At 67.2% G+C, this 15180-nt stretch carries 11 protein-coding genes and 1 pseudogene; 11 read left to right on the forward strand and 1 reads right to left on the reverse strand.

Annotated elements, in window-relative coordinates:
• Positions 1 to 177 precede the first annotated feature (177 nt).
• From zapE to mazG, 11 genes and pseudogenes are all read left to right on the forward strand, one after another.
• A complete protein-coding gene (gene zapE, locus SPHPH_RS0111475; RefSeq protein ID WP_028966818.1) occupies positions 178 to 1272 on the forward strand; it encodes a cell division protein ZapE in 1095 nt (364 codons plus the stop codon).
• Between the two features lie 117 nt (positions 1273 to 1389).
• A complete protein-coding gene (gene mdh, locus SPHPH_RS0111480) occupies positions 1390 to 2355 on the forward strand; it encodes a malate dehydrogenase (RefSeq protein ID WP_028966819.1) in 966 nt (321 codons plus the stop codon).
• Between the two features lie 63 nt (positions 2356 to 2418).
• Positions 2419 to 2709, forward strand: a pseudogene (locus tag SPHPH_RS19580) (GIY-YIG nuclease family protein).
• A 52-nt stretch (positions 2710 to 2761) separates the two neighbouring features.
• Positions 2762 to 3652 (forward strand): succinate--CoA ligase subunit alpha, encoded by an 891-nt coding sequence (gene sucD, locus SPHPH_RS0111490; protein WP_028966820.1) that lies wholly within the window; start codon positions 2762 to 2764, stop codon positions 3650 to 3652.
• A gap of 130 nt (positions 3653 to 3782) precedes the next feature.
• A complete protein-coding gene (locus SPHPH_RS0111495; protein WP_028966821.1) occupies positions 3783 to 6752 on the forward strand; it encodes a 2-oxoglutarate dehydrogenase E1 component in 2970 nt (989 codons plus the stop codon).
• A gap of 72 nt (positions 6753 to 6824) precedes the next feature.
• Complete coding sequence (gene odhB / locus SPHPH_RS0111500; protein ID WP_028966822.1) at positions 6825 to 8036, forward strand: 2-oxoglutarate dehydrogenase complex dihydrolipoyllysine-residue succinyltransferase; 1212 nt, start codon at positions 6825 to 6827, stop codon at positions 8034 to 8036.
• Between the two features lie 96 nt (positions 8037 to 8132).
• Entirely contained in the window at positions 8133 to 8423 is a 291-nt protein-coding gene (locus tag SPHPH_RS0111505; protein WP_028966823.1) for a GIY-YIG nuclease family protein, read from the forward strand.
• A gap of 91 nt (positions 8424 to 8514) precedes the next feature.
• Entirely contained in the window at positions 8515 to 9909 is a 1395-nt protein-coding gene (gene lpdA / locus SPHPH_RS0111510) for a dihydrolipoyl dehydrogenase (RefSeq protein WP_028966824.1), read from the forward strand.
• Positions 9910 to 10049: 140 nt separating this feature from the next.
• Positions 10050 to 10361: a hypothetical protein gene (locus SPHPH_RS0111515; protein ID WP_028966825.1), complete on the forward strand. Its 312-nt coding sequence runs from the start codon at positions 10050 to 10052 to the stop codon at positions 10359 to 10361.
• Between the two features lie 85 nt (positions 10362 to 10446).
• Positions 10447 to 12888: a T6SS phospholipase effector Tle1-like catalytic domain-containing protein gene (locus SPHPH_RS20495; RefSeq protein WP_028966826.1), complete on the forward strand. Its 2442-nt coding sequence runs from the start codon at positions 10447 to 10449 to the stop codon at positions 12886 to 12888.
• A gap of 18 nt (positions 12889 to 12906) precedes the next feature.
• Positions 12907 to 13644: a nucleoside triphosphate pyrophosphohydrolase gene (mazG, locus tag SPHPH_RS0111525; protein WP_028966827.1), complete on the forward strand. Its 738-nt coding sequence runs from the start codon at positions 12907 to 12909 to the stop codon at positions 13642 to 13644.
• Between the two features lie 233 nt (positions 13645 to 13877).
• Here mazG and hflX read toward each other — a convergent pair whose 3' ends face one another.
• Complete coding sequence (hflX, locus tag SPHPH_RS0111530; RefSeq protein WP_028966828.1) at positions 13878 to 15170, reverse strand: GTPase HflX; 1293 nt, start codon at positions 15168 to 15170, stop codon at positions 13878 to 13880.
• Positions 15171 to 15180: the final 10 nt, after the last annotated feature.

The raw sequence follows: 15180 nt of genomic DNA on the forward strand, positions 1-15180 counted from the left end.
ATCGCCTTCGATACGCCACCGCACGCGTCCGAACGGGGGTATTTTCGGGGTCGCTCCGGCACGCGCCGCGACGAACGCGGCACCTCGCGCTACCGGCGTGCGACTTGATCGATTGCGCCGGCTCGCCCAAAGCAGCCGATTATTGTGCACAGCAACATCGACGTTGGAAGGAACGACATGGGCAAGGTGCTCGCCGCCTATGAAACGCTGATCGCAGCCGACGAACTGCGTCTCGACGCCGAGCAGGCCGCCGGCGCCGCCCGCCTCGACGCGCTGGCCGCCGAGCTGGAGAAGCCACGCACCACCGGCCTGTTCCGACGCCGTCCGATTCCGGCGCGTGGGCTCTACATGTGGGGCGGCGTCGGCCGCGGCAAGTCTATGTTGATGGACCTCTTTTTCCATCATGTCGGCATTGCGAAGAAGCGCCGCGTCCACTTCGCCGAGTTCATGCTGGAGGTCCACGCGCGTATTGCGGTCGAGCGCCGCAAGGAACAGGGCGACCCGATCCTCCCCGTCGCCGAGGCGCTCGCCGACGAGGCGCGGCTGCTCGCCTTCGACGAGATGATGGTCACCAACTCACCCGACGCGATGATCCTGTCGCGGCTGTTCACCGCGCTGATCGAAGCCGGGGTGACGGTGGTGACGACCAGCAACCGCGCGCCGACCGACCTCTACAAGAACGGCTTGAATCGAGAGCATTTTCTCGGCTTCATCACGCTGATCGAAGAGCGGCTGGACGTCATCGCGCTCAACGGTCCGGTCGATTATCGCCGCGACCGGCTCGGCTCGCAGAAGACGTGGTGCGTTCCCAACGGCGAGCAGGCGACCGCCGACCTCTCCGCCGCCTTCTTCCGCCTCACCGACTACCCGCCCGAGGATCGCCAGCATGTTCCCGCGGAGGAACTGATCGTCCAGGGCCGCACGTTGCGCGTGCCCAAGACGTTGAAAGGCGTGGCGGTTTTCGCGTTCAAGAAGCTGTGCGGCGAGGCGCGGGGCGCCGCCGACTATCTCGCGATCGCCCGGCGCTACCACGCGGTGATCCTCGTCGGCATCCCGGTGCTGGGTCCGGACAACCGCAACGAGGCCGCGCGCTTCGTCCAGCTCATCGACGCCTTGTACGAACACAAGGTCAAGCTGTTGGCCTCCGCCGACGCCGAACCGGACCAGCTCTATCCGCATGGCGATGGCGCCTTCGAATTCCAGCGCACCGTCAGCCGGCTGGAGGAGATGCGCTCCGAAAGCTACCTTGCCGAAGGGCATGGCACCGCCTAATGATGCTGCGAACCATTTGCAATTAAAGTTTGCGCGCACGCGCTTTACGGGTTGCCCCCTGCACCCGAAGGGCGTAGGCGGCATGACCATTCACACGTCAACGACGGAAGGGATGGGATGGCCCGCAAGAAGATCGCGCTGATCGGCGCCGGCAATATCGGCGGCACGCTCGCGCACCTCGCAGCACTCAAGGGCTTGGGCGATATCGTCCTGTTCGACGTCGTCGAGGGCGTGCCGCAGGGCAAGGCGCTCGACCTGTCGCAGTGCGGCCCCGTCGAGGGTTTCGACGCCTCGATCAAGGGCTCGAACGACTATGCCGACATCGCCGGCGCCGATGTCATCATCGTCACCGCCGGTGTCGCACGCAAGCCCGGCATGAGCCGCGATGACCTGCTCGGCATCAACCTGAAGGTGATGAAGGCGGTCGGCGAAGGCATCCGCGACAACGCCCCCGACGCGTTCGTGATCTGCATCACCAACCCGCTCGACGCGATGGTCTGGGCGCTGCGCGAATTCTCCGGCCTGCCGCACAACAAGGTCGTCGGCATGGCGGGCGTGCTCGACTCGGCGCGCTTCTCGCACTTCCTCGCCGAAGAGTTCGGCGTGTCGGTGAAGGACGTGAACACCTTCGTGCTCGGCGGCCACGGCGACACGATGGTCCCGGTGCTCGAATATTCGACCGTCAGCGGCATCCCGGTCGCCGACCTGATCGAGATGGGCTTCTCCACCAAGGAGAAGGTCGACGAGATCATCAAGCGCACCCGCGGCGGCGGCGGCGAGATCGTCGCGCTGCTCAAGACCGGCTCGGCCTATTACGCCCCCGCCACCAGCGGCATCGCGATGGCCGAGGCGTATCTTTACGACCAGAAGCGCATCCTGCCCGCCGCGGCGCACCTGACCGGCCAGTATGGCATCGACGACCTGTACGTCGGCGTACCGGTGGTGATCGGCGCCGGCGGCGTCGAGAAGGTGGTCGAGGTCAAGCTGTCGGACGAGGCGAAGGGCAACCTTCAGGTCTCGGTCGACGCGGTTAAGGAACTGCTGGTCGCCTGCAAGGGCATCGACGGTTCGTTGGAGAAGTAAGCCCTGCCCGTCACCCCGGCGAAGGCCGGGGTCCAGTCCCGACCGCAGTCAGGATGACGGAACATGGAAAAACGCGGTTACGTCTACATCATGGCGAGCGGTCGGAACGGAACGCTCTACATCGGCGTAACCAGCGACCTGTTGAGGCGCGTGTAGGAGCATCGCGAGAATGTCGCGGAAGGCTTTACCCGCCGATATGGGTGCAAGATATTGGTCTGGTTCGAGGTGCATGATCGTATCGGTGATGCGATCCGGCGTGAGAAGCAGATGAAGGAGTGGCGGCGGAGCTGGAAGCTGCGTCAGATCGAGGCGATGAACCCCGACTGGCACGACCTCTTCCCGACGCTGGCGTAGCAACTGGACCCCGGCCTGCGCCGGGGTGACGGCTAGAAGGTACAGGCAACCGATGAGCATCCTCGTCGACAAGAACACCAAGGTCATCACGCAAGGGATGACCGGCAAGACCGGCACCTTCCACACCAGGGCGGCGCTGGATTACGGCACGCAGATGGTCGGCGGCGTGACCCCCGGCAAGGGCGGCACCACCCATGAGGAACTGGGCCTGCCGAACTTCAACACCGTCGCGGAGGCGGTCGCGAAGACCGGCGCGAACGCCAGCGTCATCTACGTTCCGCCGCCCTTCGCCGCCGACTCGATCCTCGAGGCGATCGACGCCGAAGTGCCGCTGATCGTCGCGATCACCGAGGGCATTCCGGTGCTCGACATGGTGCGCGTCAAGCGCGCGTTGTCGGGCAGCAAGTCGCGCCTGATCGGCCCGAACTGCCCGGGCGTGCTGACGCCGGGCGAGTGCAAGATCGGCATCATGCCGGGCAACATCTTCAAGAAGGGCTCGGTCGGCGTCGTGTCGCGTTCGGGCACGCTGACCTATGAAGCGGTGTTCCAGACCTCGAACGCCGGGCTCGGCCAGACCACCGCGGTCGGGATCGGCGGCGATCCGGTCAACGGCACCAACTTCATCGACGTGCTCGAATTGTTCCTCGCCGACGAGGAAACGCAGTCGATCATCATGATCGGCGAGATCGGCGGCGACGCCGAAGAGCAAGCCGCGCAGTTCCTGATCGACGAGGCCAAGCGCGGCCGCAAGAAGCCGATGGCCGGCTTCATCGCGGGCCGCACCGCGCCTCCGGGGCGGCGCATGGGCCACGCCGGCGCGATCGTGTCGGGCGGCAAGGGCGACGCGGAGAGCAAGATCGCGGCGATGGAAGCCGCCGGGATCAAGGTCGCGGCAAGCCCTTCGGAGCTTGGCTCGACGCTGCTGAGCGTGCTCAACAAGTAAGACGACCCGACGTCATCTCGGCGGAGAGGTCGGGATCCAGAGCGGCAGGCGGGCCGCTCGCGGCTCTGGACCCCGGCCTTCGCCGGGGTGACGTATTAAAGAAGAAGCCGAGCGGCCGGGGAAGCGTGACATGGGCTACGAAGGCCAGGATTTCAGCGACATCGCCGGAGGCGTCAGCCCCCAGTTCATCGACGCGCTTTATGCGCGCTTCAAGGAATCGCCCGACTCGGTCGACACCGGTTGGCGCAATTTCTTCGAAGGGCTCGAAGGCTCGATGAACGCGCCATCCTGGACCAACAAGCGTTGGCCGCTGACCACCACCGACGACCTGACCGCCGGGCTCGACCCGACGCAGATGGAGCCGGCCCCCAAGCCCGCGAAGGGCGGCAAGCCCGCCCCCGCCCCGGCCGCCGCAGCGCCCTCGCAGGATGCGATCGTCAAGGCCGCCGCGGACTCGATCCGTGCGCAGCTGCTTATCCGCACCTATCGCGTGCGCGGCCACCTTGCCGCCAACCTCGATCCGCTCGGCCTGTCGGGTTTGCGTGAGCTGCCGGCCGATCTGACCACTGAATATCACGGCTTCTCCGACAGCGACATCGACCGCCCGGTCTATCTCGGCGGCTCGCTGGGGCTGCAATGGGCGACGATCCGCGAGCTGGTCGATACGCTGCGCGCCAATTACTGCGGCAATGTCGGGCTCGAATTCATGCACATCGCCGATGTCGAGGAGCGCAAGTTCCTCCAGGAGCGCATGGAGGGCAAGGACAAGCAGGTCGAGTTCACCGCGCAGGGCAAGAAAGCGATCCTGAACAAGGTGATCGAGGCCGAGCAGTGGGAGAAGTTCCTCGGCCGCAAGTATGTCGGCACGAAGCGGTTCGGGCTCGACGGCGGCGAGAGCATGATCCCCGCGCTGGAAAGCGTCATCAAGTATGGCGGCGCGGCGGGCGTCAACGAGATCGTGTTCGGCATGGCGCACCGCGGCCGCCTGAACGTGCTCGCCAACGTCATGGGCAAGCCGCTGCGCGTGATCTTCCATGAGTTCGCGGGCGGCTCGGCCAACCCGGACGACATCGGCGGCTCGGGCGACGTCAAGTACCACCTCGGCACCTCGACCGACCGCGAGTTCGACGGGCACAAGGTGCATATGTCGCTGGTCGCCAACCCCTCGCATCTCGAGGCGGCCGATCCGGTCGTGCTCGGCAAGACCCGCGCGATCCAGCAGATCGCCGGCGATCTGGAGACGCATTCGCGCTCGCTGCCGGTGCTGATCCATGGCGACGCGGCGTTCGCGGGTCAGGGCATCGTCTGGGAGTGCCTCGGCTTCTCGGGGATCCGCGGCTACAACACCGGCGGCTGCGTCCACTTCGTCATCAACAACCAGATCGGCTTCACGACCAGCCCGCAGTTCGCGCGCTCGTCGCCCTATCCGTCGGACGTCGCCAAGGGCGTGCAGGCGCCGATCTTCCACGTCAACGGCGACGATCCCGAGGCGGTGACCTTCGCGACCAAGATGGCGATTGAATACCGCCAGAAGTTCCACCGCGACGTCGTGATCGACATGTGGTGCTATCGCCGCTTCGGCCACAACGAGGGCGACGAGCCGGGCTTCACCCAGCCCCTGATGTACAAGGCGATCCGTGAGCATCCGCCGGTCAGCGACATTTACAGCAAGCGACTGGTAGCCGAGGGCGTGGTGGATCAGGCGTGGGTCGACGACAACGTCAAGCAATACGTCACCTTGCTCGAAGGCGAGTTCGAGGCGGGCGGGAGCTACAAGCCGAACAAGGCCGACTGGTTCGCGGGTCGCTGGTCGGGGCTCCACGCCCCCGCCGACGCCGAGAGCGCACGGCGCAGCGTCGAAACCGGGATCGAGCAGAAGCTGTTCGACTCGATCGGTCGCACGCTGACCACGGTCCCGGAGACGATCGCGATCCACAAGACGCTGTCGCGCGTGCTCGACGCCAAGCGGCAGATGTTCGAGACCGGCACCAACTTCGACTGGGCGACCGGCGAGGCGCTGGCATTCGGCTCGCTGCTCCACGAGGGCTATGGCGTCCGTCTGTCGGGTCAGGATTCGGGCCGCGGCACCTTCTCGCAGCGTCACGCGGTGTGGGTCGACCAGACCGACGAGCATAAGTTCGTGCCGCTTTGGACGATCCCGCACGGCAGCTTCGAGGTGCTCGACAGCCCGCTTTCGGAATATGGCGTGCTCGGCTTCGAATATGGCTATGCGCTCGCGGACCCCAAGACGCTGGTGATGTGGGAGGCGCAGTTCGGCGATTTCGTCAACGGCGCGCAGATCATGATCGACCAGTTCATCGCGTCGGGCGAGGCCAAGTGGCTGCGCGCCAATGGGCTGGTGATGCTGTTGCCGCACGGCTACGAAGGTCAGGGTCCGGAGCATAGCTCGGCGCGCCCCGAGCGGTTCCTGCAGCTGTGCGCGGGCGACAATATCCAGGTTGCGAACTGCACCACGCCGGCGAACTACTTCCACCTGCTGCGCCGGCAGATGCACCGCAACTTCCGCAAGCCGCTGGTGGTGTTCACGCCGAAGTCGCTGCTGCGCCACAAGCTGGCGGTGAGCAGCGCGGCGGACTTCCTCGGCGACTCGCACTTCCGCCGCATCCTTTCCGACCCGTCGGCACCGGCGGATGCCGAGACGAAGCGGCTGGTGCTGTGCACCGGCAAGGTCTCCTACGACCTGATGGAAGCGCGCGACGCCGCGGGCGACAAGAACACGCAGATCGTCCGCGTCGAGCAGCTCTATCCGTTCCCGACCGAGGCGCTGGCCGAGCGGATCGCGCGGATGACCAACCTTGAGGAGGTCATCTGGGCACAGGAAGAGCCGCGCAACAACGGTTACTGGTTCTTCGTCGAGCCGTTCATCGAAGAGGCGCTTGGCATCGCCAAGGCGCGCGTCGCAAGGCCGCGCTACGCCGGGCGCACCGCGGCGGCCTCGCCCGCGACCGGCCTGATGAAGCGTCACCAAGCGGAACAGGGCGCGCTGATCGCCGACGCTTTGGGGCATAACGTGCGCGACGAAATCCGCCGCACGCGCGAGGCCGAGACGACGAAGAAGGCAGCGGCGCCGACCGCCTGACGATCACGGCCCCGGCGCGCGCCGGGGCCAGCCAACCACTTACCGGCCACGGCCGCGACGACGAGGTTTGAGATGGCAACCGAAGTTCTGGTCCCCACGCTGGGCGAATCGATCACCGAAGCAACGGTCGGCGAATGGCTGAAGCAGCCAGGCGACGCGGTCGCCGCCGACGAGCCGATTGCCAGCCTCGAGACTGACAAGGTCTCGGTCGAGGTCCCCTCGCCCGTCGCGGGCGTAATGGGGCAGCATGCGGTCAAGGTCGGCGACACGGTCGAGGTGGGCGCGCTGATCGCGACGATCGAGAGCGGCGACGGCGCCCCTGCCAAGAGCGCCGCGCCGCAGCCGGCGGTCACCGAGACGCCCGCTGCGGCCCCGTCGGCGGCCCCGTCGGGTGACGCCGCTGCCCTGTCGCCGTCGGTGCGCCGCGCGGTGCTGGAACATGGCGTCGATCCGTCGACCGTGAAGGGCACCGGCAAGGACGGTCGACTGACCAAGGAAGACGTTGCGGCCGCCGCCTCGTCGAAGCCCGCGGCCGCGCCGGCTGCCACCCCTGCTCCGGCCCCGTCGGCCGCGGCGCCGAGCGGGCGCAAGGAAGAGCGCGTCAAGATGACGCGCCTCCGCCAGACGATCGCCAAGCGCCTGAAGGAAGCGCAGAACACCGCCGCGATGCTGACGACGTTCAACGACGTCGACATGACCGCGGTGATCGAGGCCCGCGCCAAGTACAAGGACCTGTTCGAGAAGAAGCACGGCGTCCGGTTGGGCTTTATGGGCTTCTTCGTGAAGGCCGCGACGATGGCGCTGAAGGACATCCCGTCGGTCAACGCCTCGGTAGAGGGCGACGAGATCGTCTATCACGATTATGCCGACATCTCGGTCGCGGTCAGCGCGCCGAACGGTCTGGTCGTGCCGGTGATCCGCGATGCGCAGGACCTGTCGGTCGCGGGCATCGAGAAGACGATCGGCGACTTCGGCAAGCGCGCCAAGGACGGCACGCTGAAGATGGACGAGATGAAGGGCGGCACGTTCACGATCTCGAACGGCGGCGTGTTCGGCTCGCTGATGTCGACCCCGATCATCAACCCGCCGCAGTCGGCGGTGCTCGGCCTGCACCGCATCGAGGAACGTCCGGTGGTGCGTGACGGTCAGGTCGTGGTGCGCCCGATGATGTACCTCGCGCTCAGCTACGATCACCGGCTGATCGATGGCCGCGAGGCGGTGACCTTCCTCGTCGCGCTCAAGAACGCGATCGAGGATCCGACGCGCATCCTGATCGATCTGTAAAATGTGCTCCTGCGAACGCAGGAGTCCAGAGCCACAAGCGGTTTCGCCCGTGACTCTGGGTTCCTGCCTTCGCAGGAAGACCGGGATCGCGGCGTAATGAAGAGCCCCGGCTACGTCTATTTGATGGCGAGCCAGCGTAACGGCACGCTCTATCTCGGCGTCACCAGCAATCTGGTGGCACGCGCTTTCCAGCATCGTACTGGTGCGATCGACGGTTTCTCGAAGCGATACGGCTGCACCTTGCTTGTCTGGTTCGAGGTGCATGACGACATACAGGATGCGCGCCAACGTGAAGCGCGGTTGAAGAAGCGGAAGCGGGACTGGAAGCTCGAATTGATCGAGCGAACGAACCCGCAGTGGAAGGATTTGTACGACACCCTCTTCTGAGTTCCTGCCGGCGCAGGAAGCAAGGACGACAAGCGGTGTCGCCAGCAACCCTGGGCTCCTGCGTTCGCAGGAGCACGATGGAGCGATGAAGATGGCAGACCAGTACGACTATGACGTCCTCGTGATCGGTGCCGGCCCCGGCGGATATGTCGCGGCGATCCGCGCCGCACAGCTCGGGCTCAAGACCGCGTGTGCCGAAAGCCGCGAGACGCTGGGCGGCACCTGCCTCAACGTCGGCTGCATCCCGTCCAAGGCGCTGCTCCACGCCTCCGAGCTGTACGATCACGCCGCCAATGGCGCGATGGCCAAGCTGGGGATCAAGACGACCGTCGAACTCGACCTCGACACGATGCACGGCCAGCGCCGCGATGCGGTGAAGCAACTCACCGGCGGCATCGAATATCTGTTCAAGAAGAACAAGGTGACGTGGCTCAAGGGCCGTGCGGCGTTCAAAGACGCGCATAGCGTCGACGTGGCCGGGCAGACCGTGACCGCCAAGAACATCGTGATCGCGACCGGCTCCAGCGTCACGCCGCTGCCGGGCGTCGAGATCGACCAGAAGATCATCGTCGACTCGACTGGCGCGCTCGACCTGCCGACCGTGCCGGAGCATCTGGTCGTGATCGGCGGCGGGGTGATCGGGCTCGAGCTGGGCAGCGTGTGGCGTCGCCTCGGCGCGAAGGTGACCTGCGTCGAATATCTCGACCAGATCCTGCCCGGCTTCGATGGCGATATCCGCAAGGAGTCGAACAAGATTTTTAAGAAGCAGGGGATCGACTTCCAGCTGTCGACCAAGGTCACCGCGATCAAGGTCGAGGGCGACAAGGCGCTGCTGACCGTCGAGCCCGCCGCCGGCGGTGAGGCGACGACGATCGAGGCGAGCCATGTGCTGGTGTCGATCGGGCGGCGGCCGAACACCGACGGGCTCAATCTGGAGGCCGCCGGCCTGTCGACCAACCAGCGTGGCCAGATCGAGATCGACCACGATTTCCGCACCAAGGCGGATGGCGTGTGGGCGATCGGGGACGTCGTCCCCGGCCCGATGCTCGCGCACAAGGCCGAGGACGAAGGCATTGCGGTCGCGGAGAATATCGCTGGCCAGCATGGCATCGTGAATCACGCGATCATTCCGTCGGTCGTCTACACCTGGCCGGAAATCGCGGGCGTCGGGCTGACCGAGGAGGCCGCGCGTGCGCAGGGCGAGATCAAGGTCGGCAAGTTCCCGATGATGGCCAACAGCCGCGCCAAGACCAATCACGAGCCGGACGGTCTGGTGAAGGTCATCGCCGACGCCAAGACCGATCGCGTCCTCGGCGTGTGGTGCATCGCCAGCGTTGCGGGCACGATGATCGCGCAGGCCGCGCAGGCGATGGAGTTCGGCGCGACCAGCGAGGACATCGCCTACACCTGCCACGCGCACCCGACGCATTCGGAAGCCGTCAAGGAAGCCGCGATGGCCGTGCAGGGCAAGCCGATCCACATCTGACCGGAAGCCGGAGGGCGAGCCCGCGCGGGGCCACCTTCCGGCAAAATATTCTACTCGGGGGCTGCGTGTGCGGCCCCCGATGCGTTTGGGACGGATGCGACCTCGATACCGTCCGTCTGCTGCTTCGTGGTGAGCCGTCGGTGACGCTTCCCCCCGACCCGAACCGCGCCGCACGCGAGCGGCATTGGCTGACGCTTACCCGCGAAACCTTGCCGGGTCTGGCGCGCAGCCGCGGCTGGCCGATCAGTGCCGACCATTGTTTTCAACGCGTTCTGCTCGACCATGCGTGTGGTGGCCGCTGGTACGATCACATCGCCGAACGACCAGCCTACCGCCATGCGCCCCTGCCCATCCTTGAGGCGGCGATCGCGCTCGGAGAGGCGCTGGTCGCTGGCGGCGCGGACCTGCGATCGCTCAACACGCAATCCCTGCGCTGGCGAGGAAAGCGCTAGCGCCTTCGATCAAGCACTTGCCTGCCGGCATTCGAGGGCGCAGCATCGGCGACGACGTGGGGCGCGATCGGGGGGTGAGCGGCCGATGACGGACCAGGCACAGGACAGCGCGGCCACGCCGCGTCCGAAATCGATCCTGCTGTTCTCCGACGGGACCGGCAACAGCAGCGGCAAGTTGTTCAAAACGAACGTCTGGCGTACCTATGAGGCCGCCGATCTTGGACCGCCGCAACCGGGACTGCGACCCCAGATCGCTTTCTACGACGATGGGGTCGGCACATCCTCGTTCCGTCCATTGGCGATCCTCGGCGGGATCTTCGGGGTCGGCCTGAAGCGCAACGTGCTCGACCTGTACCGATTCGCCTGCCGAAATTACGCCCCCGGCGACACAATCTACGCCTTCGGTTTCAGTCGCGGCGCGTTCACGATCCGTCTCGCGATCGCCCTGATCGCCTCGCAGGGATTGGTGCCCGCCGAGAGCGAGGCCGCGTTGCAGCGCGGGGCGGCGGACGCGTGGCGCGCCTATCGGCGGCGCTATCTGCCGCGTCGACTGCAATGGCCGACCAAGGCGTGGCGCGCGCTGCGTGCCGCGCTGACCGACGCGCGGCGGCGCCCCGAGGATCGCTACAGCCTGCGCCGCAATCGCCGCCCCGAGATCCGCTTCGTCGGCGTATGGGATACGGTCTCAGCCTATGGCGGGCCGAGCGTCGAGATCACGCGTGCGATCGACGACTGGTTCTATCCGCTGTCGATGCCCAATTACGCGCTCAACAAGCGCGTCGGATGTGCCCGCCACGCGCTGGCGCTCGACGACCAGCGCGATGCTTTCCAGCCGCTCGTCTGGGACGAGCTGGCCGAGCGCGACCTGATCGCGCGCGGGCTGGTGGACGAGGACCGGTTGCGACAATTCTGGTTCACCGGGATGCACGCGGATGTCGGAGGCGGCTACCCGGACGAGAGCCTGAGCTATGTCTCGTTGCTGTGGATGCTGGAGGAAGCGCAGGCGGCGGGGCTGCGCACGCTGGACGTCATCACCGATCGCCACCGCGCACTCGCCAGCAGCGCCGGGCCGATCCACGACAGCCGCGCGGGGCTGAACAGCTATTACCGCTACCTGCCGCGCCGAATCGATGCGCTGCTCGACCCGCCCGCGCCCGAGACCCGACTGGCGTGGCCGCCGGAGCGCGCGCGCGGTCGCGGGTTGCTGACCGCCGCGCGCATTCACGAAAGCGCGCTGGCGCGGATCATGCGCGGCACCGATCGCTATGCACCGATCACAATCCCCGAACGGTTCGAAATTCACCCGCCGCAATGCGCCGGCGAGAATGCACCGCAGCCGGCCACCGGCGCCGATGCAGCCCGCGCCGCGGCGATCGCACCGGACGTGACGGTCCCGCTGCTGTCGGCCACCGAGCGGGCGTTGCTGCTCGATCCGGCGCGTAACGCGGCGCGCGCCGCGATGATGCCGCGGGTGTGGGATGTCGTGTGGCGGCGACGCATCGTCTATTTCGCTTTCATCCTGGTCACGGTCGCGCTGCTCGCAATGCCGCTATGGGGAACCCGGTCCACGCTGTGCGAGGATAGCCGGTGTCTGCTGCCGGGGCTGTTCAGTCCGTTGAAGGCGGTGCTGCCGGGCGTGGCGGCGACGTGGATCGATACCTATACCAACAATCCCGTGTGGGCGGGTGGCCTGCTCGCCGCGCTGGCGGCGCTGACGATCGCCAGCGGGCGGCTGGGGGCGACGATCCGCGCGCGGTCCACCGAAGCCTGGGAATGCGTGCTCCGTGGCATTGCCCCGCAGCCGGATCGCGGCGGACTGGCACGGGCGGTCCGCACCTCGCCGGTCTGGCTGGGCCCGTTGCGGTTCGTCAAATGGCGATTGCTGCCGACCATTGCCGCACTGGCGGTGCTGCTGGCGGTGGTGGCGATCCCGCTTGCGCTGCCGATGCAATGGTGGCTCGCCAAGGCCGAACGCGACGGGACATTGTGCCCGATCGAGGAGAGCGGCGATCTGAACGGCGCGGCAGTGGACTTCGCCGCCAGGCGGCCCTGCACCGACCTGCACCAGACGCTGACGCCGGGCATCTCCTATCAGGTCACGCTGCGCGTTACGAAGCAATGGTGCGACCTTGGGATCAGCGCCGACCCGGTGCATGGCGACCGCGGCGGATGGTGGCTGACGCCCTTCCGTTTCCACCGCCGCGTGACCACCGCCAATTGGCTCAAGCCGCTGGCGATCGTCCGCAGCCCGGATGCGAAGGTGCGGATCGATCCGCTCGACTTCGACTACCTCGGTGCCAACACCTATCGCGCGCGGATCGTCGCGCCGGCAACGGGCGGGCGGCTCTATATGGCGGTGAACGATGCGTTTCCGCCGCTATTCTCATCGGTCTTCTACGACAACAACAAGGGTGCCGCATCGGTGACGGTCACGCCGGAGAAAGGCTCGGCCTGCCAAGACGACGGTTGCGCGATCGCGCTGCCCCCGCCACCAGCGATGGCGTGCGGCGCGCCGGTCGCGCGCTGAGCGACGAGGGACGCGGAGATGATCGAACGGCTGATCGCCATCATGGCGCGGCTTCGCGGGCCGAACGGCTGCGAATGGGACCGCGCGCAGACCTTCGCGACGATCGCGCCCTATACGATCGAGGAAGCCTATGAGGTCGCCGATGCGATCGAGCGTGATGATCTGGGGGAGTTGAAGGACGAACTGGGCGATTTGCTGCTGCAGGTCGTGTTCCACAGCCGCATTGCCGAGGAAGCGGGAGCGTTCGCGTTCGACGACGTGGTGGCGGCGATCAGCGACAAGATGGAGCGCCGGCATCCGCATATCTTCCGCGGCGAGGCAGAGGGCGGGCATCATCGCTGGGAAGAGGTGAAGGCCGCCGAGCGTGCCGCCAAGGGCGCGGCGAGCCCGCTGGACGGCGTGGCGCGCGGGTTGCCGGCGCTGCTGCGCGCCGAGAAGATCCAGAACCGCGCGGCGCGGGTCGGGTTCGACTGGCCGGACACCGCAGGGCCACGCGCGAAGATCGACGAGGAGCTGGCCGAGGTCGCGGCGGCGACGACACCGGCCGAGGTGGCGGATGAGGTCGGCGACGTGCTGTTCGCGGTGGTGAACTGGGCACGGCATCTGGGGGTCGAGCCAGAGGCGGCGTTGCGCGCGGCGACGGGGAAGTTCGAGCGGCGCTTCCGGGCGATGGAGGCGGCGGGCGGGACGACGTTTGCGGGGTTGCCGCTGGCGGAGAAAGAGGCGCTGTGGGTGAAGGTCAAGGCGGACGAGTAGACGCTCCCCCGTCATCCCGGACTCTTCGGCAAGCTCAGGAGAGCCTTGATCCGGGATCCCGCTTATCCCTCGGGCCGGCGAAGAATAAGCGGGGCCCCGGATCAAGTCCGGGGTGACGATCTCAGGAGCGTCCGTCATTCCCCCGCAGGGGGAAATCCAGAACCTCTGACGTCCCGAGTCTCACGAGAACCTGCGCGTCTGGATCCCCGCCTGCGCGGGGATGACGGGAAGGGTCACTCCCCGCGCGTGAGGAAGCGTTCGTGGTCGGACGGGGACATGCGGACCTCGTATACCACGCGCTCGTCCTCGACATGGCTGTCGAGCACCTCGCCGTGCGCGTGAAGCCACGCCGCCCCTGCCCCGTCTGCCGCCTCCAGCGCCAGCGTGTAGCGGACGTGGCCTTGCGTCAGCAGGTCGCCGATGTGGCGGACCAGCGCGTCGACGCCCTCGCCGGTCAGCGCGGAGAGCGGCACCACGTCGTCGCGGCGCGCCGCCTCCGCGAGCAGATCGTCGCGCGCGTCGCCGTCGAGCAGGTCGAGCTTGTTCCACGCCTCGATCACCGGCGTCGTCTCGGTGACGCCGACATCGGCGAGCACGCCCTCGACATCGGCCTTTTGCGCGGCGCTGTCGGGATGGGCGACGTCGCGGACGTGGACGAGCAGATCGGCGGACACGACCTCCTCCAGCGTCGCCTTGAACGCCGCCACCAATTGCGTCGGCAGTTCCGAGACGAAGCCGACGGTATCGGACAGAATCGCCTTGTCGATGCCGGGCAGCGACACCTGCCGCAGCGTCGGATCGAGCGTCGCGAACAGCAGGTCCTCGGCCATGACGTGCGCGCCGGTCAGGCGGTTGAAGAGCGTCGATTTACCGGCGTTGGTGTAGCCGACCAGCGCGATCACCGGCCACGGCGCGCGCTGACGGCGCTCGCGGTGCAGCCCGCGAGTGCGGGTGACCTGATCCAGTTCGCGCCGCAGCCGCGCCATGCGGTCGCGGATCAGCCGGCGGTCGGCCTCGATCTGCGTCTCACCGGGACCGCCGAGGAAGCCGAAGCCGCCGCGCTGGCGTTCGAGGTGGGTCCAGCTGCGCACCAGCCGCCCCGACTGGTAATCGAGGTGCGCCAGCTCGACCTGCAACCGCCCCTCGGCGGTCGCGGCGCGCTCGCCGAAGATTTCGAGGATCAGCCCGGTGCGATCGATTACCTTGGCCTCGAGCGCGGTCTCGAGGTTGCGCTGCTGGATCGGGGTCAAGCTGCCGTCGACGACGATCAGCCCGGCCTCCTCCATCCGCGCGCACGTGGCGAGTTCCTCGATCTGGCCGGAGCCGAGCAGGGTCGCGGCGCGCGGGGTGCGGATGCGCAGCGCGACGCGGTCGACGACGAGCACGCCGATCGCCTCGGCGAGCCCGGCGGTCTCCTCGAGCCGCGCCTCAGCGTCGCGGCTCGACCCGCCGAGATCGGGATAGACGACGATCGCGCGGGCGCCGCGGGTGAATTCGTCGCGGTCGCGCTCAAAGCCGGTGGTCACTGACAGTGGA

Origin of the sequence: Sphingomonas phyllosphaerae FA2 (genome assembly GCF_000427645.1) — a bacterium.
GTDB lineage: Bacteria > Pseudomonadota > Alphaproteobacteria > Sphingomonadales > Sphingomonadaceae > Sphingomonas > Sphingomonas phyllosphaerae.